Annotated in this window: 19 protein-coding genes; 7 read left to right on the forward strand and 12 right to left on the reverse strand. The window is 74.7% G+C overall.

The genetic code is table 11. From position 1 onward, the window contains the following. Nucleotides 1-40: 40 nt before the first annotated feature. Nucleotides 41-451, reverse strand: a complete 411-nt coding sequence (locus ACFV0O_RS02550) for a hypothetical protein (protein ID WP_380335257.1) — start codon at nt 449-451, stop codon at nt 41-43. A 194-nt stretch (nt 452-645) separates the two neighbouring features. Between ACFV0O_RS02550 and ACFV0O_RS02555 the strand changes: the two genes are divergently transcribed. Further along, nucleotides 646-1,107 (forward strand): hypothetical protein, encoded by a 462-nt coding sequence (locus tag ACFV0O_RS02555; RefSeq protein ID WP_380335260.1) that lies wholly within the window; start codon nt 646-648, stop codon nt 1,105-1,107. Nucleotides 1,108-1,213: 106 nt separating this feature from the next. On the opposite strand, the gene ACFV0O_RS02560 is transcribed toward ACFV0O_RS02555, so the two are convergent. From ACFV0O_RS02560 to ACFV0O_RS02590, 7 genes are all read right to left on the reverse strand, one after another. Continuing rightward, on the reverse strand, nt 1,214-2,254 hold the full coding sequence (locus ACFV0O_RS02560; protein ID WP_380335262.1) for a zinc-dependent alcohol dehydrogenase family protein: 1,041 nt from the start codon (nt 2,252-2,254) through the stop codon (nt 1,214-1,216). Continuing rightward, a complete protein-coding gene (locus ACFV0O_RS02565; RefSeq protein WP_380335265.1) occupies nt 2,254-2,922 on the reverse strand; it encodes a DUF4389 domain-containing protein in 669 nt (222 codons plus the stop codon). Before ACFV0O_RS02565 ends, ACFV0O_RS02560 begins: the two co-directional genes overlap by 1 nt. After that, nucleotides 2,919-3,191 carry a dsRBD fold-containing protein gene (locus ACFV0O_RS02570; RefSeq protein ID WP_380335268.1) on the reverse strand — a complete coding sequence of 91 codons (273 nt, stop codon included), beginning with the start codon at nt 3,189-3,191 and terminating at the stop codon, nt 2,919-2,921. Before ACFV0O_RS02570 ends, ACFV0O_RS02565 begins: the two co-directional genes overlap by 4 nt. Nucleotides 3,192-3,292: 101 nt before the next feature. Next, nucleotides 3,293-3,676: an Hsp20/alpha crystallin family protein gene (locus tag ACFV0O_RS02575; RefSeq protein ID WP_380335271.1), complete on the reverse strand. Its 384-nt coding sequence runs from the start codon at nt 3,674-3,676 to the stop codon at nt 3,293-3,295. Nucleotides 3,677-3,998: 322 nt separating this feature from the next. After that, nucleotides 3,999-4,427: a pyridoxamine 5'-phosphate oxidase family protein gene (locus ACFV0O_RS02580; protein ID WP_380335274.1), complete on the reverse strand. Its 429-nt coding sequence runs from the start codon at nt 4,425-4,427 to the stop codon at nt 3,999-4,001. Between the two features lie 620 nt (nt 4,428-5,047). Continuing rightward, nucleotides 5,048-6,274: a PP2C family protein-serine/threonine phosphatase gene (locus ACFV0O_RS02585; protein ID WP_380335378.1), complete on the reverse strand. Its 1,227-nt coding sequence runs from the start codon at nt 6,272-6,274 to the stop codon at nt 5,048-5,050. A gap of 372 nt (nt 6,275-6,646) precedes the next feature. Next, nucleotides 6,647-9,076 carry a glycoside hydrolase family 65 protein gene (locus ACFV0O_RS02590; RefSeq protein WP_380335277.1) on the reverse strand — a complete coding sequence of 810 codons (2,430 nt, stop codon included), beginning with the start codon at nt 9,074-9,076 and terminating at the stop codon, nt 6,647-6,649. Between the two features lie 286 nt (nt 9,077-9,362). Between ACFV0O_RS02590 and ACFV0O_RS02595 the strand changes: the two genes are divergently transcribed. Together ACFV0O_RS02595 and ACFV0O_RS02600 are read left to right on the forward strand one after the other, a co-directional pair. Beyond that, a complete protein-coding gene (locus ACFV0O_RS02595; protein WP_380335280.1) occupies nt 9,363-9,626 on the forward strand; it encodes a CBS domain-containing protein in 264 nt (87 codons plus the stop codon). Nucleotides 9,627-9,652: 26 nt separating this feature from the next. After that, entirely contained in the window at nt 9,653-10,309 is a 657-nt protein-coding gene (locus ACFV0O_RS02600; RefSeq protein WP_380335283.1) for a pyridoxamine 5'-phosphate oxidase family protein, read from the forward strand. Between the two features lie 177 nt (nt 10,310-10,486). Here the strand turns inward: ACFV0O_RS02600 and ACFV0O_RS02605 are convergent, their stop codons facing one another. Further along, nucleotides 10,487-10,870, reverse strand: coding sequence for a hypothetical protein (locus ACFV0O_RS02605; protein ID WP_380335285.1), 384 nt, complete (start codon nt 10,868-10,870; stop codon nt 10,487-10,489). 249 nt (nt 10,871-11,119) lie between these two features. On the opposite strand from ACFV0O_RS02605, the gene ACFV0O_RS02610 reads away from it, so the two are divergent. From ACFV0O_RS02610 to ACFV0O_RS02620, 3 genes are all read left to right on the forward strand, one after another. Then, on the forward strand, nt 11,120-12,379 hold the full coding sequence (locus ACFV0O_RS02610) for an esterase/lipase family protein (protein WP_380335288.1): 1,260 nt from the start codon (nt 11,120-11,122) through the stop codon (nt 12,377-12,379). A gap of 11 nt (nt 12,380-12,390) precedes the next feature. Further along, nucleotides 12,391-13,434 (forward strand): alpha/beta fold hydrolase, encoded by a 1,044-nt coding sequence (locus ACFV0O_RS02615; protein WP_380335290.1) that lies wholly within the window; start codon nt 12,391-12,393, stop codon nt 13,432-13,434. Nucleotides 13,435-13,765: 331 nt separating this feature from the next. Then, nucleotides 13,766-13,984 (forward strand): DUF6480 family protein, encoded by a 219-nt coding sequence (locus ACFV0O_RS02620; RefSeq protein ID WP_380335293.1) that lies wholly within the window; start codon nt 13,766-13,768, stop codon nt 13,982-13,984. Nucleotides 13,985-14,124: 140 nt separating this feature from the next. Here ACFV0O_RS02620 and ACFV0O_RS02625 read toward each other — a convergent pair whose 3' ends face one another. Beyond that, complete coding sequence (locus ACFV0O_RS02625; protein WP_380335296.1) at nt 14,125-14,616, reverse strand: universal stress protein; 492 nt, start codon at nt 14,614-14,616, stop codon at nt 14,125-14,127. A gap of 641 nt (nt 14,617-15,257) precedes the next feature. On the opposite strand from ACFV0O_RS02625, the gene ACFV0O_RS02630 reads away from it, so the two are divergent. Continuing rightward, complete coding sequence (locus ACFV0O_RS02630; protein WP_380335299.1) at nt 15,258-15,587, forward strand: carboxymuconolactone decarboxylase family protein; 330 nt, start codon at nt 15,258-15,260, stop codon at nt 15,585-15,587. Nucleotides 15,588-15,684: 97 nt separating this feature from the next. Here ACFV0O_RS02630 and ACFV0O_RS02635 read toward each other — a convergent pair whose 3' ends face one another. Both ACFV0O_RS02635 and ACFV0O_RS02640 read right to left on the reverse strand, forming a co-directional pair. Further along, nucleotides 15,685-16,092 carry a peptidoglycan-binding protein gene (locus ACFV0O_RS02635; RefSeq protein WP_380335300.1) on the reverse strand — a complete coding sequence of 136 codons (408 nt, stop codon included), beginning with the start codon at nt 16,090-16,092 and terminating at the stop codon, nt 15,685-15,687. Nucleotides 16,093-16,318: 226 nt separating this feature from the next. Next, nucleotides 16,319-16,996 carry an SMI1/KNR4 family protein gene (locus ACFV0O_RS02640; RefSeq protein WP_380335303.1) on the reverse strand — a complete coding sequence of 226 codons (678 nt, stop codon included), beginning with the start codon at nt 16,994-16,996 and terminating at the stop codon, nt 16,319-16,321. Nucleotides 16,997-17,186: the final 190 nt, after the last annotated feature.

Raw genomic sequence — 17,186 nt, forward strand, 5'->3', positions numbered from 1 at the left:
GGTTCGCCCCCGGGTGATTGTCTAGTGGTACCCTCGATCGCTATAACACCCGGCGTCCTCCCCCCCTCCCCCCCCCCTCGTCCCCGACGGCGTCCCGGGAGATCTCCTCGCACAGCCGCATCGCCGCGTCCCGGTCGTCGGCGAAGACGCCGAACACGTCGTCGACGGCGGTGTGGATCCAGTCGGCGTGGTTCTCGTCGGCGACGGCCAGCGCGGAGACGACCACGGCCAGCCCGGCCTGGTCCTTTCGGCGCAGCAGGGCCCGTACGGTCTGCCGGGTGACGAAGGTGTCACCCGGGTCGAGCACGAGCTCCAGCAGTGGCCCGACGGCCTCGGGCAGTTCGGCGAACCCGGCCAGGCCCTGCCCGGCATCCGCGCGGTCGCGGTAGTCGTGGCTTCGCCCGAGTGCGCCGAGCGCCGCGACGGCTGCCTGCCGCAGTTCGTTGTCCATCGGCTTGCGCTCCCCTCCGGTGCAGTGTCGGTGAACGTACCACCGGGGCGCCGCACCGGTGATCGCCGGGGGCGGTGGGCCGCAGCCGGCGTCCCGTCCGGGCGACGGGGGAGTGGGCCGCCGAGTCGGCGCCGGTGCGGGGGAGTTGGCCGATTCCGCACCCACCACGGCGCGTCGTGGTGCATGATCGCAGCGTGAGCACGTGGTGGGACAGGCGCCGCAGCGCCCGGCTGGCAGAACTGGCGTACGCGCTGGAGTTCTTCGGTGCCGAACCGGTCGAGGACCCGGGTGTCGGCGAACTCGCCCACGCCGCCGAAGCCCTGGCCAAGGAGTACCGGGCCAGCGACCGGGGCCACGCCATACACCGCACCGGCGAGCTGCTGCAGCAGGCCGCCGCCGCGCTGCACACCGCCGACCGCCTGCGCGGCACCCCGGTCCCCGTGGTCAACCACCATCTGCGGTGCGCCGCCCTGCTCTTGGCGTGCGCCCGCGCCTGCCTGCAGGGGCGGCCCGCCCCGGTTGCCGGTCCCGGCCCGGGTGCCGGTCCCGCCCCGGGTGCCCGCGACGGCCGGGTGCCGCCGCCGTCGACGGCCCGGCACGACGGGAACACCGCGTCGCACACCAGTGGGCGGCCCGCTCGGAACCTCCCGTACTGACGGATCCCGGTCCGGAACCGCCCGGCGGCGTCGGCCCGTTCGCCTGTTCCGCTGATCCGCTGTTCCGCTGTTCCGCTGTTCCGCTGTGCCTCTGTTCCGTCGTCCGCTACTCCGCGACGAGTACGGCCACACCGGTGACCCGGTCCGCGGCGAGGTCTGCGAGCGCGGCGTCGGCCCCTCGCAGCGGGTAGCGGGTCAGGTGGACGACCGGGTGGATCCGGGCCGCCTCGGCGAGGAAGGCCACGCCGTCGGCCCGGGTGTTGGCGGTGACGCTGCGCAGCGTGCGTTCCTGGAAGAGGTGCTGCCGGTAGTCGAGCGTCGGGATGTCGGTGAGGTGGATCCCGGCGACGGCGAGCGTGCCGCCGCGGTCGAGGGCCGCCAGGGCGACGGGCACGAGTTCGCCGACCGGGGCGAAGAGGATGGCGGAGTCCAGCGGGCGCGGCGGAGGGTCGTACGAGTCGCCGGCGAAGTGGGCGCCGAGTTCCAGCGCCAGGCGTCGCGCCGCGGGGGTCCGGGTGAACACGGCGACGCGTGCGCCCCTGGCGAGGGCGAGTTGCGCGGTCAGGTGCGCGGACGCCCCGAAGCCGTAGATGCCCAGGGTCCCGCCCGGCGGCAGGTCGGCCCGCTCCAGGGCCCGGTAGCCGATGATCCCTGCGCACAGCAGCGGGGCGAGTTCCTCGGCGGGCGGGCCCTCGGGCAGACGGTAGGCGAAGCGGGCGTCGGCGGTCAGGTGTCCGGCGTAGCCGCCGTGCCGGTCCCAGCCGGTGTAGCGCGAGTCGGGGCAGAGGTTCTCGCGCCCGTTGCGGCAGTAGGCGCAGTTGCCGCAGGTCCCGGCCAGCCAGGCGACTCCGGCGCGGTCCCCGACGGCGAACCCCTGGACCTCCGGGCCGGCCGCCCGTACCCGCCCGACCACCTCGTGCCCGGGCGTGCACCTCGCGCGGTGAGGGGCGAGGTCGCCTTCCGCGAGGTGCAGGTCGGTGCGGCACACTCCGCAGGCTTCCACTTCCACGAGGAGTTCGTGCGGTCCGGGCGCGTCCACCGGCCGTCGCTCCCACGCCAACGGGCCCGGTCGGGTTCCGTCGACCGGCCCGGGGCGGGCCACCACCCAGGCCCCGGTCTCGGCCGGCACCGGTTGCGCCGCGTTCATCACGGTCTCCCGTCTGCGTTTCCGCGGCCCCCGGGGTCGGGGCCGCCCAGGTCGAGTCTGAAGGGCGGGTACTCATCGGTCATCAGGGCGGCGTAGGCCGCGACCCGGAAGACCCAGCGGTCGAGGCCGATGATCAGGTCGAACAGGTCGCGGGGGTAGGTGCCGGTGAACGTCAGGGCGACGGCGGCTATCAGCACCAGCAGCCCGATGAAGCCGGTTTCGGTCCATCCGCCGTGGGAGCCGCCGGTGAGCACGCTGATCACCAGGTAGTGCGGGACGGCGAGCAGCCACCACTTCACCAGGACCAGCCCGCGGGAGAGCCGCCCGGGGTAGGCCACGTCGAGGACGGCGGGGTAGTCCGGTTCCTCGCTCAGGCTGAACGGAGGGTAGCGGTCTGTGCCCAGCGCGCCGTACGCGTAGAACGACACTCGCCAGGTCCAGCGCAGCACGCCCAGGTTGAAGTCGAACAGGGGGCGCGGGTAGCGCCCGGTGACGAGGATCGTGAAGAAGGCGATCACGCTGACCAGGACGAACGCGATCCACAGGAAGAGCAGGGCGAGGACGTGGGGGATCGCCAGCGCCCACTTCACCAGCCACAGCCAGCGTGACAGGGAAGTGTCCGGAATCCCTGTCAGCCGGACCGGGCGATAGGCGGCCGGGGCCGTCACGGCCGAATCTCCTTCCCCGCTGCGGGGCACTGTCGGCTCAGCCCGCGCCGGAGCGGTCGTTCTCCGCCGAGTCGACGCGGCCGGCGCGCAGGACCGATCTCGGGGACGGGCGGGTCGTGGGGATTGCGGTGGGCGGTGGTGCGGGTCTTCAAGGTGTTGTCGCCAGTGTCGAGGAGGGCGTGGACCTTGGTGGTGTCACCTTCCTCGAAGAGGTCGAGACGCAGGGTCCACCGCTTGGTGCGCATCGGTGTCGGGGTGTTCGTGGTCATCGTCGCCTCCTGCGCTCGTCGGGCCCGGGCGGGTGTCCGGGCCCGGCCACGGGGTTCAACCGCCCCGGTCGATCCGGATCGTGCGAGCGGGCTTCGCGACCTCACCGATCGGCGCCCGGACGGTCAGGACGCCCTGGTCGTACGAGGCGGTGATGTCCCTCGTCGCGGACTCCGGCGGGGAGCCGGATGCTGCGGCTGAACGAGCCGTAGCGGAACTCGGAGTGCTGCTTGTCCTTCTTCTCCTCGGTACGTTCGGCCTGGACCGTCAGGACGCCGTCGTCGATGCTGATCGCGATGTCCTTGTCCGGGTCGACGCCGGGGAGTTCGGCCCCGAGCTGGTAGACGCCGTCGGCCCCGGACTCCTCGATGTGGATCACGTGCTCGCCGCGCGGCGTGCGGAACTCGGTGGGGAACGCCTCGAACAGGTCGGGGAGCGAGGGCCATCGGTTCCCGAAGGGGAGTCTTCTGTGGGGTTCGCCGGCCATGGTCTCCTCCGGAGGGTGTGGTGTCGGATGGGGTCGCAGTCCCGCGACTGTGTCCCGCAGGGCACTTCGGGATACCGGGACCGGCAGGCCGTCGTGCCGCTGGACGGCGCCGCGCGGCAGGTGGTCGACGGTGGCCTGGCCGACCGGGCGGCCGTCGTCGCCCGCGGGCAGCCCGCGGACGCCGGTGTGGCGGAAGGTACGGGGCGGTGGAACGGGCCTCTGTTCCCAGCAGACTGCGGCCGGGCGCGGGGCGGCAGGGCCGTTCGGCCCACCACTGGGCCCCACCGGACGGTGCCGAGGTCGACCGAAGGCCGTCAAGCCCCTATGGCTCGAACTCGGACCCGATGACGGGGGGACCTTCCGGGCGGATGATCCGGCCACTGATGCCGGTCGGCTTGATGCGCATCCAGGTGTCACGGACGCCGCCCGCCCAGGGGCGCGGATCTGCGTGCCGCTCGAACCAGCGCACGGCCTCCTGCTCGGGGACGGCCGAGACGATGCCGTTCACCAGGACGCTCCAGCCGGTGGTGAAAACCTCGTCCAGCCGGTCGACCTCGAAGGCGACCTCACTGCCCGCGGACCGGGCGAGGGTGCCCTCCTCGGCCGTGCGGCACAGGATGGACGCGTCCAGCACGCGGTAGTTGACGGGCAGCGCCACCAGGCCGCGCGGTGCCGTCAACAGCACGCGGCCGACGCCGCCGGGGTTGAGCTTGGCCCAGCAAGCCGCCGGGTCGAGTTCCTCGGTCCGCACCCGGCTGTTGGCGCGGGCCCGGCCGGGCGGCGCCTCCCGTCCGCCGCCGAGCAGGTCGGTGTCACCCGCTCGCCGACCCGCCGGCGGGCGGGGGACGGGCGGCCGGCACCCACGGTCTGGGCCTCGGACACGGAGTCGCACTGGCGGCGGCGCTCGACAGACTGCCGCACGAACTGCGGATCGTCGCGGTCGAGGGTGCCGACGTCTCGATCGGTGAGGGCCTGGGCCAGGCTGTCGTCGATGCCGTGCCGCGGGTCGCCGCCGAAGTCCGTCGGGGCCGTCGACGCGCATCGTGGGGGTGAGGGCACCGGGCCGTGAGGACCGCCTCGGGCTGCTGCGGGCCGCGAGTGCCGCCCGACCCGCGGGTCCGACCCGCGGGTCCGACCCGCGGGTCCGAGCGGCGTCGACCGAGCGGATCGACACTGTTGCGACGTCCGGCCGCAGCGCCGGGACACGGGTGAGCGCTTGCGCGGTACCTGTTCGGCTCCGGTGACGGCGCCTCCTGCGCCGGGGAGCGGTCGAACGCCGCCGCGCACCCACCGTGGACCAGGTGGAGCGGGCCCGTTCGGTGTTCGCGGCCCACCGTCCGTACGCCGTCCGAACCCGCCGGAGCGCCCGGGTCACAGCCGGACGATGATCAGCGCGGCGTCGTCCGTGGCGCCGCCGGGCGGCAGCAGCGCGGAGAGGACCCGGTCGGCGAGCGCGCCGGGGTCGGCGTGGCGGTTGTCGGAGAGCGCCCGGGCGAGCCGGCCCAGGCCGGTGTCGATGTCCTCCCGGCGGCGTTCCACGAGCCCGTCCGTGTAGAGGACGAGGGTGTCGCCCTCGGCGTAGCCGGTGACGGCCTCCGGCCGGGGCCGGTGTTCGGGGCGGGCGCCGAGCGGTGGGTCGGTGGCGCCGTCGAGGAACTCCACGGTGCCGTCGCCGCGGACCAGGACGGGCGGGGGGTGCCCGGCGCTGCTGTAGGTGACGGTCCGCGCGGCGCAGTCGACGAAGGCGGTGGCGGCGGTGGTGGATTCGGCGCCGTCGACGGAGCGGGCGTACAGCCCGAGGACCTCCAGGGCCTGGGCCGGTCCGGCGGCGACCCGTGAGGCGGCGCTGAGGGCGCTGCGGAGCTGGCCCATCACACCGGCGGCCAGCAGCCCGTGGCCGACCACGTCCCCGACGGCGACCGCGATGCGCTCGCCCGGGAGTTCGACCAGGTCGTACCAGTCGCCGCAGACGTTGAGCGTGCCCACGGCCGGCCGGTAGCGGACCGCGGCGTCGTGGTGCCCGAGCGGTCTGGGCGCGGGCAGCATGGCCTCCTGGAGCGCGAGCGCGACCTCCCGTTCCCGGGCGTGCGCCGCGCGCAGGCGCTCGTTGACCTCCTGCAGTTCGCGGGCACGGGTGTAGAGCTCGGCCTCCAGGACGCGGGCGCGGTTGCCCTCCGGCAGGCCGTGGGCCCGGATCAGCTCGGTGATCTCCTCGACCCGGTGGACGAGCAGCACCACCCGGCCGTCGGCGTCGAGGACGGGCTCGTTGACCGGGCTCCAGTACCGTTCCTGCCACTCGCCGGGCACGGTGGTCGATTCGACGTCGTAGCGCTGCAGGGCCATGGTGTCGCGTTCACCGGTCGCCAGGACCCTGCGCAGCGACGCCTCCAGGTTGCGGGCACCGGTGGCGGTCGGGTCCTTCGGGTTGTCGGGGAACACGTCGAACAGGTACCGGCCGACGAGCCGGTCCCGGCTGTGGCCCGACATCCGGACGAAGTCCTCGTTGGCGTCCACGTACACCAGGTCCGGCGAGAGCAGGGCGACCATGCCGGGCAGGGCGCGGAACACCGCCCGGTAGTCGGCCGCCGGGCCGGTCACGGCATCCGCGCCGGCCCCGCCGCCCCCGGTGTGCCGCACCGCCCGGCCCGAGGCGGTCCCGGCGGCCGGAGAAACGCCCACTCCCCCGACGACCGGGGCCGGTCGTTCGGCACTCTCGCTCATCACTCACCTCCGTGGGGGCGTCTCAGCGGCGCGGTTCGGCGTCGGCCACCGTGGTCCTCTCCGCGGCGGAGCCGCCTCCGGGCGGCGCCGGCGGGGTGACCCGGCGGTGCCGGGCGCGCCGGGGGCTCCGTTCCTGCCAGTGTCCGCCGGGAGCCGCCGGACCGTCGAGCGGCGTCCCCGCTCCCGGACGCCGTCCCGACGGCGTCCGGGACGGCGCACCGAGCCCGGGCCCGTCACGGTTCGGGCTCGTCAGAGGTGCAGGATCCGGGTCTCGCCGGGCCGGATCGTCACCTCGGTGCCGCGCAGCCGGACGCGGACGGGCTCCTGCCGGTCCTCGCGCAGGGCAACCGTGACCGCTCGGCGCTCGACGGTGATCGCCAGGCCCCAGTGGCCCCGGTAGCGCAGGTCCAGGTCGAGCCGGTGGAGGGCGGAGGGCAGGTGCGGGTCGAGCCAGAGGGCGTCCTCGCGGACCTCCAGACCGGTGTAGCAGCGCTGCAGCAGGTCGACCGCGCCCGCCATGGCGCCCAGGTGGACGCCCTCCGCGGTGGTGCCGTGCTGGCTGTCCCGGAGGTCGGCCACCAGGGCGTCCCGGAAGTAGTGCCACGAGGCGCGGCGGTCGGAGCGGGTGAGGACCCAGGCGTGCACCACCGAGCTGAGCGTCGAGCCGTGGACGGTGCGCCGCAGGTAGTAGTCGGTCGTGCGGCGCAGCAGTTCGTGGCCGGCCGGGTGGCCGAGGCGCCGCAGCAGGTCGCGCACCTCCCGGGCGGAGAACAGGTACCAGAGCATCAGCGCGTCGGCCTGCTTGGAGGCCTTGTAGCGGTTCACGGTGTCGCCCTCGGCCTCCAGGATCCGGTCGAGCCGGCGCAGGTCCGGGTGGCGGCGCCGGTAGCCCGGCCAGTCGAGTTCGGCGAGCCGCTCGTAGCCGTCGAACTGGCTGAGGACGCCCTCGTGGAACGGGACGTGCAGGCGCCGGCCGACGTCCTGCCAGCGGTCGAGCTCCGCGGCGTCGAGGGCGAGGCGCTCGCGCAGCTCGTCGCGGCGGTAGCCGGGCAGGACGTCCAGGGCGTCCTGGGCGCGGGCCAGCACCCAGGAGGCCAGCACGTTGGTGTACGCGTTGTCGTCCAGGCCGGGCCGCGTCTCCCAGGGGTAGGCGTCGTGGTACTCGTCGGGGCCGAGCACGCCGCGGATCGACCAGTGTTCCCGGTCCCGGTCGTAGTCGGCGGCGGAGGACCAGAAGCGGGCGATCTCCAGCAGCATCTCGGCGCCGGCCGTGGCCAGGAAGTCCCGGTCCCCGGTGGACTGGTAGTACTGCCACACGTTGTAGGCGACGGCCGATCCGACGTGCCGCTGGAGGTGGCTGTGGTCGGGCAGCCAGCGGCCGGACAGGGGGTTGAGGTGCACCTGCTGGGACTCCTCCCGGCCGTCGCCGGCGCTCTGCCACGGGTACATCGCCCCGCGCAGGCCGAGCGCGCGGGCCTCGCGGCGGGCGGCGTCGAGGCGGCGGTGGCGGTAGCGCAGTACGGCGCGGGCGAGGTCGGGGAAGCGCAGGTCGAGCAGCCGCAGCACGAACAGTTCGTCCCAGAAGACGTGTCCCCGGTACGCCTCGCCGTGCAGTCCCCGGGCCGGGACGCCGACGTCCAGGTCGACGGAGTGCTCGGTGTGGGTCTGCAGCAGGTGGAACAGGTTCAGGTGCAGTGCGCCGGCGCCGTCGAAGTCGGCCTCGATCCCGCAGCGGCGCCACAGCTCCGCCCAGCGCAGGGCGTGTTCGCCGAGCAGCTGCTCGAAGTCGCCGGCCTCGGCGGCGAGCAGGCGGGAGGCCCGCAGCGGGGTCTCGATCGCCCGGTCGCGGGAGGTGTGCACGGCGACCGTCTTCGTGACGGTCACGGGCCGCTCCGGCCCGGCGTCCACGGTGAGGAGGTGGGCCGTCCAGCCCGCGCGGGACTCCGCCGCCACCTCCGCCGTCACCGCCGCCTCCGCCTCCGCCGCCACCTCCGCCCGGCCGGCGGCCGTCCGGCAGCACAGGGCGATCCGCAACGGCGAGCCGACGGCGTCGACCTCCAGCCAGAGCAGCCCCGCCGCGTCCGTCCCCTGGCCGGCCGGGACGAGGTGGCGCCGGGCGAGCCCCCGGTACCGGGCGACCCCGGTGTTGGCGACGTCGCCGTCCAGGCCCGAACGGACCTCCAGGGGGCCCGACCAGTTCTCCGGGGTGAGGGTGGTCTCCAGGGCGAGCAGGTGCGGCCGGGCCTGGCTGGCGAAACGGCGCTGCACCAGCCGCGTCCGCCGCCCCTGCTCGTCGACCACGAGGGCGGTGCGGGTGAGCAGGCCTCGGCGCAGGTCCAGTTCCAGCGTCTGCCGGGCGGGCGGTCCCGTGAACCACGTCCCGCCGGGCGGCCGGAAGGTCAGCGGCAGCCAGTTCGGGCAGTTCACCAGGTCCGCGTTGGTGACCGCGCGGCCCGCCACCGTCGACTCCGCCCGGTCGTAGCATCCGGCCAGGTACGTCCCCGGATAGTGCGTCCCGTCGGCCACCGCCTCCGGTGCGGCGCCCCGGCTGACCAGGTACCCGTTGCCGACCGCGCACAGCGCCTCCCGCAGCCCCTCCGCAGCCGGGTCGAAGCCCTCGTACCGGAGCGTCCACGGGTCGGGCATGTCGGGATGCCCCGCAGGTGGGTCTGCTGCCACGACGTGACCTCCGTGCCGACCGGTCTGCCTCCAGTCTGCGGACGGGCACGCCGGTTCGCCCGACGCCGCCCGGCGGGCCGGTCCGCGCCACCGGGCCCGCTTCGGCGGACCGGCACCCGCCCGCGCGGGGCACCACGGCCGCGCGGCGCCCCCGCCCCGTGGTGTGCCGACCGGGCTGCGCCGTCCTGGGCCGGACCGGCCCGGCGGCAAGGACCGTACGGCCCTGTTCGCAGCCCTCGGGCGGACGGACAGTGAAGGCGGGGGTACCGCAGGAGGAGCGAGGAGCGTGCAGCACCGGAACGTCCAGGACGCGATGACCAGCGAAGTCGTCGCCACCCGGCCCGGCACACCGGTCGAGGAGGCCGCGGCGCCGGCCCACCGCGACGCCGTCCCCGCCGTCCCGGTCGTCCCTGTCGTCGACGACCGGGGCCGGCCGCTCGGCACGGTGTCAGGGGCCGACGTGATCCGCGGGGCGGCCGTCCGGCCGGACCCGGGGGCCCGCCACCCCGGCAGGCGGCCGACGCGAAGGACCGCGCCCTGCCGGCCGTGACCCCCGTCCACGGAGGAGCCGTCGCCATGACCGAACACCCCGATCCCGCCGCCGTCGCCCGCCGGATCGTCCGACGCCGTGACCAACTCGGCCTGAGCGAATGGATGCTGGCCTACCGGGCGAACATGGCGCCGGCCTACCTGCGGCAACTCCTCGGGTCCGGGCCCGAGTTCGACCCGCCCGCCTTCGCCCGGATCGCCGCCGCGCTCGGGGTGACCCGGCCGGAACTGCTGTCCGGCGGCCACCGCCCGGACGCGCCGCCGGGACAGGCGGACCCCGGCCCGCGCCCGCTGCTGCTCCACCTGACCGGGCCCCAGTGCTGGGAACTGCTCGGCACCCACGGCGTCGGCCGGGTCGGCCTGCCCCTCGGGCCGGCCCCCGTGGTCCTCCCGGTGAACTACGCGGTGGACGCCGCGACGATCGTCTACCGCACCTCCCCCAAGGGCGCGGCCGCCCCGGACGACGGCTCGCCCGCCTCCTTCCAGGTGGACCACGTCGACGACCACCGCAGCCGCGGCTGGAGCGTCCTGATCCTCGGCGAGGCCCATCACATCGACGACCCCGAGGAGCAACAGCGCCTCGCGGCGCTGCCGGGCGCCGCACCGTGGGCCGGCGGCGCACGGCCGCTGTGGGTGCGGATCCGGCCCGGTGAGGTCACCGGCCGCCGGATCGGTACGGGGTGAACGCCCCGGGCGTCGGCGCGGCACCCACGGGCCGGACTCCGCCGAGCCGCGGGTGCGCGGCGACGGTCACGTCCCCACCCCGGTGCGCCTCAGCCGTGCCCGTGCGCGTACCCGTGCCCGTGCGCGTACCCGCGCCCGGAGTGCAGGCGCGGGTACGGGTGGGGCGTGGCCGGGGTGTCACTGGTCGGAGTAGCTGAGGTCTCCCACCGTCCAGCTGCTGATGTCCTCGATGGCGATCCGGTACATGCCCCCGGTGTGGGGCAGGCCGTAACTGCCCTGCAGGATGCGGGCCAGGTGCAGGTGCAGGTGGGTGGGCCGTACGTCGGGTGGTGCCGCGTCCCCGCCGTCGGCGGTGGCGGGTGTCCGGAACAACGCGGCGAAGGGCTTCAAGTGGTCCGAGGCGGCGAGGACTTCGGCCACCCGTTCGTGCCAGAGGCTTTCCGGTGCCAGCCGGCCGGTGATGACCGCCCCGGGGACGACCACGGTCAGGGGCATCTGGTTGCTGCCCTCGGACTCCACCATCGCGGCGATGTCGACGAGCAGCGCATCAGAGTTCGACATGGATCCGAGGATAGTACGCGCCGGGGCGGCGGACCGGAACGATCCCGCACCCCGCGAGCGGGCCCGCTCGGCGGCGGGCCCGCGGCGGTGCCCGCGCCCGGGGTGGGGGAGAGGGCAGTACGGGGCCTTGCCAGGTGGCCGACCGCCACACCTCGGCGCCCGGGGTGTGCGCCGCCGACATGGGGCGCACGCTCCGGCGTCCGTAGCGTGTCGCGCACTGGACCCTCGGCGTGAAGGAGTGAACGGGGTATGCGAAGAGGCCTGGGCCTGCTGCTCGCGGGCGTGCTGGCGCTGATCGGCGCGGTCGTCCCGTCAGGGCCGGCCGCGGCGGCGGTGCCGTCCAACCTGAGCCTGGAGGGGAGCTACGGCAGCGTCGCCAACGGCTGGGACCACGTCGAGCGGTACCTCGACACCACGCCCGGCTTCCGCCAGGAGCAGTACCCACCGGACGGCCGCGGCGACCAGGACGGGCAACGGCTCACCTTCTTCGGCGGCGTCAAGCAGCCGTACTCCGGTCGCTTCCTGCTCTACTCGGCCCCGGGCTGGAACACCGGCGCGCACCAGGTCCCGGTCCTGCTGGTCCACGGCGCCAACGACAACCCGGACCGGGCCTGGGCCAATCCCGGCGAGTCCGGCGGCTACGGCTGCGGCGCCGCCTCCTGCCCGAACACCGGTCTGATGCAGTACCTGGCCGGGCGGGGCTACCGGGTCTTCGCGATCGGTTTCGCGCACAAGCAGGGCGACAACCTGATGCAGGCCCAGGAGGTCGGCGACGCGGTCGCACTGATCCGCGCCAAGCTCGGGGTCCCCCAGGTGGACCTGGTGGGCTGGAGCAAGGGCGAGATGTCGACGCGGGCGTACGTGTCCTCCGTCAAGCCGGCCTGGGGGCGTCCGTACGCGGGCGACGTGCGCAAGCTGATCACCCTCGGCGGACCGAACGGCGGCTACGACTACCCCTTCGCGCACGGGTGGGCGCACGACTTCTCGATCTGGCCGCAGTGCGGTGGCGCGGTCAACGCCCCCTCCCCGCACCTGCACATGACCTGCTACGGCACCTACACCGCGCACCCGGAGTTCTCCTTCACCCCGACGGGCGGCTACGACGACTACCCCGGGCAGCGGCAGATGCTGGCCCGCTGGGACTCGGTCTTCGGCGTCGACCAGACCCAGCAGGACTGGTACACGACCTACTACGGCGGCCAGGGCTTCTACACCGACGGCGGCGGCATCCAGGCCGCGATCGACGCCGGCTCGCTGATCGCCCCGCTGCGCAGGGCCGGGGTGCCCTCCTCGGTGACGGCGTACCTGCTGGCCGGCGGCACGCCCGGCATCCTCGGGATCTTCAACGAGAACCGCGGTCCCAGCGACGGCGTGGTCTTCGTGTCCAGCGCGCTGGACACCACCGGCTTCGGCACCGTCGGCGGCACCGCGCTCATCACCCTCGCCAACCACCTGGAACTCGGCTGGGACGGCGCGGCGAGCGCGCAGGTCGCCGGCTGGCTGAACTGAGGACGTCCCGGATGAGCACCGACAGTACGATCGCCGACCGACTGATCGCCACCGACCGACTGACCGTGAACTACGCCGAGATCGAGGGCCGCACAGGGGAACCCGTGGTCCTGGTGCACGGCAACGTCTCCTCCGGTGTCTTCTGGCACCCGACCATGGCCGAACTCCCCGCCCGCTACCGCCCGCTGGCGCCCGACCTGCGCGGCTTCGGCGGCACCGAACCGCTGCCGGTCGATGCCACCCGGGGCCTGCGCGACCACAGCGAGGACCTGCTCTCCTTCCTGGCGGCGCTGGCCCTCGGCCCGGTGCACCTGGTCGGCTGGAGCATGGGCGGCGGCGTGGTGCTGCAACTGCTGCGCGACCGGCCGGAGCTGGTCCGCTCGCTCACCCTGGTCAACCCGGTCTCCCCGTACGGCTTCGGAGGCACCCGCGGGGCGGACGGACGGCTCAACTCGCCCGACGGCGCGGGTTCCGGCGCGGGCGGCGCGGCCCCGGAGTTCGTCCGGCTGCTGCGGGAGGGCGAACTCGGCGCCGGGTCGCCGTTCGCGCCGCGCTCGGTCCTGGACACCGCCTACGTCAGCCGGCCGTTGGCCGAGCCGGACCGCTACCTGGCCGCGATGCTGGCCACCCGGGTCGGGGAGGACCACTACCCGGGCGACGTCCGCCCGAGCGACACCTGGCCGGGCTTCGGGCCCGGCGACCGAGGGGTGCTCAACTCGTTGGCGCCGACCCACTTCCGGATCGACGACCTGGACCTGGTCGAGCCGAAGCCACCGATCCGGTGGATCCGCGGTTCGGCCGACGTGATCGTCTCCGACACCTCGCTCTTCGACCTGGCCCACCTGGGCGCGCTCGGTGCGGTTCCGGGGTGGCCCGGCGCCGACACCTGCCCGGCGCAGCCGATGGTGGCGCAGACCCGCGCCGTCCTGGAGCGCTACGCCGTCGCGGGCGGGCGGGTCGGCGAAACGGTGATCGAGGGAGCGGGGCACAGCGTGCAGCTGGAGCGGCCGAAGGAGTTCCTGGCGGCGCTGGTGGAGACGCTGGACGGCGCGTAGCGGTACGGCGGGCCGGTCGGAGCGGGCCGGTCGGCGTGGGAAGGCGGGCGCGGTCCGCGGCCGGCAGCTCGGGGACGCCGTCCAGGCGGCGCGGGCAGTGGGCCGTCGGCGGGTCACGGTGTGCCACCCGACCGAGCGCGCTGCCCTCCGCCGGAGGTGCATGACGCTGCGGAAACGGTGCGACTGGGGGGACGGCGCTCGCGGAGCGACCATGGGAGCCGATGATCCACCGGGCCACCGGCGGGTCCGGGAGGCCCGGCCTGCCGAGTGCGTGCGCGCCGGGGAACCTCACCGCCGACGCCCCGGACATCCCCGACCACGGGAGCACGTCATGACCGTCGACCAGCAGAGCCGCACCCACGAGCGCCCCGTACCCGTGAGCCCTCCCACCGAGACGCCCGAGTGCGAGGCCTCGACGTGCGCGGGCATCTCGACGCCGGAGTCCGTCGAACTGCACACGGCCTGGCCCGGCTGGATCCCGCTGCTGGTGATCGCCGTCATGGTCGTGTGCTGCGTGGGATTCGCCGTGGGGAGAATCGCGGGGTGGTGACCGCCGGTGCCCCTCGGGCAGCCGGTGCCCTGCGGGCGGCGGGCCCGGGGACGGAGCGGCCCCGGGCCCCGGAGGCCCCGGCGGGGGACGCGGCACGGACGGTCCGGCTCACAGGCCGGCTCACGGTCCGGCGCACCCGTTCACCCGGCTGAGCCCTGCGTGTCGTGCGGCACGACGACCACGGGCACGTGGGCGTGATGGACGATCTCGGTGCTGGTCGAGCCGAGGGAGAGCCGGCCCCAGCGGCCGGCGCCGCGGGACCCCACCACCAGCAGGCCGGCGTCCTGGCTCGCGTCCAGCAGGACCTCGGCGGGCCGGCCGCGCTCACAGCGCACCTCGACCTCGACGTACGGCTCGCCGACCTGCTGCCGCAGTTCCTCGACCGTGTCCGACACGTCGCGGGCGACGGCTTCCTCCAGGTGCGGCGCGGCCGCGCCGCTCCCGCCCCAGCCGGTCATGGACCGGTCCGCCGCCTCGGCGTGCCGGCCGCCGAAGGCGCAGACGGCCCGCACGCCGACCCCACGGATCTGCGCCTCGCGGAGCGCGAAGAGCACGGCCTTGCGGGCGGGCTCGGAGCCGTCCGTACCGACGACGACCGGACCGGTGGGACCGGATGCGGGAGTGGTGTTCACGGGGACCTCCAGGACGTGCGGCCTGACCGCGGCCCCGCCCGGTCCGGCGGGTTCGGAGGAGACCGGTGCGGGTCGGTCCGCTGCCTTCAACGATCCTCCGTGAACGCTCCGGCGGCACATCCGCCCCCGCCGCGGCCCGCCCGGCGACTCCGGGGCGCCCGCCCGGGGCGCCCGGATTGAGCCGTACGGTCCAGAACGTCGGCCCGTACGGTCCAGGACGTCGGCCCGTACGGTCCAGCACAGCGGTCCGTCCGGCCCAGGACGGCGGTCCGTCCGGCCCATGACCCGCCGATGGAGCCGGCCCTACGGTGAAGGCGGGGCTTGCGGTCCGGATCCCCCTCGAACGAGATCCCGGACGGTCGTCATGCGAGCCGACGACCTGCTCCACACCAGGACGGGGCCGCGCGGGGGCGCCGCCGTGGTGTCACCGGCGGCGAACTCGACGCCACCACCGCGCCGCCCGCGAAGCGTACGCGTCGCCCCCGATGCCGCACGCGTCGACCCGGAGCCACCGCGTCGCCGGCCCCGGAGCCCCCGGCCTCCCCCGGTTCGGGGGCGTGCCGTCCGCGAGGCCGCCGGCGTCGCACGAGTCCACGACATGAGCCGGTACCGACCCGAACAATCCGCGGAGATGGTCTGACATGACAATCGCATCCGAGACCCCCGTCCTCGACACCCTCGCGGCGATGACCGCCGATTCGATCGAACGCTGTGGCCTGGCCCCCGACACGCTGATCCTCACCCGGATCGCGGCGTTGGTGGCGATGGACGCACCAGCCGTCTCCTACCTCGCCCACCTCGAACCGGCGATGAGCGAACACATGACGGCGGAGCAACTGCAGGACGTGCTGGTCGCGATCGCGCCGATCGTCGGCACCGCACGCGTGATGTCGGCCGCGACCCACATCACGGAGGCACTCGGGATAGCCATCGCGGTGGCCGACGCCGTCGAGAGCCAGGGCGGGATGTGACACGAGCGCACGGAGGGCCGCCCCGGGTGCCCGCCGAGGCCCGGGTGGCGGGGGTCCGGTTCGCGCGGCGACCGGGCCCCCGCCACTGCCGGATCGGCTACGAGTACGAGGGGACGTACGCCTTGCAGTAGTCCCGGAAGTGGTCCTGGCCGGCCCAGTTCAGGATGACGGTGCCGGTGGCAGGGCCGACCACGCCGTCCACGTCGAGCCGGGAGGCGTTCGGCTGCGCGTTGTTGGCCGCCTGCAGCCACTCGACCATGGCGTAGGTGGCCGGACCGAAGGAGCTGTCCAGATCGAGCCTGCCGGGCGCGGACGGCCCCGGGTGCGGAGCGTCGGCGATGAAGTTGAGCATCTGCTGGACGCACCACACCGGGGTCCCGGAGGTGACGTGCCCGTACCCGATGTACGCCGCGTTGGGGTTCGCGCTGGCGGTACCGCCCCCGACGACCAGCGCCATGCCGGCCGCAGCCACTACCAGCGCCGACTTGGCCTTCTTGTTCGGCATTCGATGTCCCCGTTCATGCGTCAGATGATCAACTACGTGCGACGCACAGGCTGACACGCCGGGCGCCGGGCCGAGCGGGAATCGGAAGGATCTCCGGTGTGAGGTGTGCCACCCGGCGGCTCGTCGATCGACCGGGGGCCGATCGTCCGTCAAGGGCCGCTTCGGCTCCGCCCGTTCGGTGGCGGGTGGGGCGCGCGCCGGGGTGGGTGCCACCGGCTGCGCGTGGTCACCGGATCTGCTGTTCGGCCCGGTCGAGCCAGTCCAGGTACCAGCGCGCGAATGTCACGGGCTGCCCCTGTTCGGTGAGGAGGGGGGCCAGGTCGACGTCGTCGACCCGGTCGTCGGACCAGATCCGGCCGCGCTCCGGTCCGCTGATCACCAACCACTGTCGGCCGGCGCAGCCGAGGTGACAGATCGCGATCGCGCCGACGGTGCGCTCCGGGTCCCACAGCACGTCCGCCCACCGCCGGTCCCAGTCCTCGTAGGCCGTGTCGAAGTCCTCCTCGTCGTCGAACTCCTCCTCCTCGGGGCGCTCCCCGGACAGCTTCTCCAGGACCGCCGGGTCGGGGCCCCGCACCGGGAACGGTTCGGCGAGCCGGGACCGGTCGGCCAGGTCGGCGCCGTCGCCGGTCCACCGCCACCCGTCGTCCTCGCGCTGCGCGGGGAAGACCCCGTACGCCGGGCCCGCCCCGCCCGCGCCGACCGTCAGCAGGAACGTGCGGTACTCCTGAGGCAGCCGGACGCCGATCTGCGCCTCCAACTCGGCCAGCTCCGCGGGCGACAGCACCGGGTCCAGCCGGAACCCGTGGCCGGCCGCCCCGAACACGGGACGTGACCCCGCCCCTGATGCGGCGGCCAGCGCCCGTACCCGCTCCCGCACGCCCACCCACACCTGATCGTTCACGGGGCGGAGAGTAGCCTGCGGCTACGACATCGCCGGCGCGGCGGCGGGTACGGGCCGCCGCTGCTCCTCCCGGTGACGCGCGGGGTGGGGGCCCGGCGGGGTGGGGGGGGGGGGCCGGCCCCGGGCCCGCCGGTGGGGGCCCCGGGCGGGGGCGCCGCCCCCACGAATGCTGTGTGTAGTATTCAACAAA

It is taken from the genome of Kitasatospora sp. NPDC059577 (assembly GCF_042735475.1).
Lineage (GTDB): Bacteria > Actinomycetota > Actinomycetes > Streptomycetales > Streptomycetaceae > Kitasatospora.

What these genes read in the sequence shown, in the direction of transcription:
- ACFV0O_RS02550 (WP_380335257.1), bottom strand. Translation starts at nt 451, where the DNA reads ATGGACAACGAACTGCGGCAGGCAGCCGTCGCGGCGCTCGGCGCACTC.
- ACFV0O_RS02560 (WP_380335262.1), bottom strand. Translation starts at nt 2,254, where the DNA reads ATGAACGCGGCGCAACCGGTGCCGGCCGAGACCGGGGCCTGGGTGGTG.
- ACFV0O_RS02570 (WP_380335268.1), bottom strand. Translation starts at nt 3,191, where the DNA reads ATGACCACGAACACCCCGACACCGATGCGCACCAAGCGGTGGACCCTG.
- ACFV0O_RS02575 (WP_380335271.1), bottom strand. Translation starts at nt 3,676, where the DNA reads ATGGCCGGCGAACCCCACAGAAGACTCCCCTTCGGGAACCGATGGCCC.
- ACFV0O_RS02600 (WP_380335283.1), top strand. Translation starts at nt 9,653, where the DNA reads ATGACCGAACACCCCGATCCCGCCGCCGTCGCCCGCCGGATCGTCCGA.
- ACFV0O_RS02605 (WP_380335285.1), bottom strand. Translation starts at nt 10,870, where the DNA reads ATGTCGAACTCTGATGCGCTGCTCGTCGACATCGCCGCGATGGTGGAG.
- ACFV0O_RS02610 (WP_380335288.1), top strand. Translation starts at nt 11,120, where the DNA reads ATGCGAAGAGGCCTGGGCCTGCTGCTCGCGGGCGTGCTGGCGCTGATC.
- ACFV0O_RS02615 (WP_380335290.1), top strand. Translation starts at nt 12,391, where the DNA reads ATGAGCACCGACAGTACGATCGCCGACCGACTGATCGCCACCGACCGA.
- ACFV0O_RS02620 (WP_380335293.1), top strand. Translation starts at nt 13,766, where the DNA reads ATGACCGTCGACCAGCAGAGCCGCACCCACGAGCGCCCCGTACCCGTG.
- ACFV0O_RS02630 (WP_380335299.1), top strand. Translation starts at nt 15,258, where the DNA reads ATGACAATCGCATCCGAGACCCCCGTCCTCGACACCCTCGCGGCGATG.
- ACFV0O_RS02635 (WP_380335300.1), bottom strand. Translation starts at nt 16,092, where the DNA reads ATGCCGAACAAGAAGGCCAAGTCGGCGCTGGTAGTGGCTGCGGCCGGC.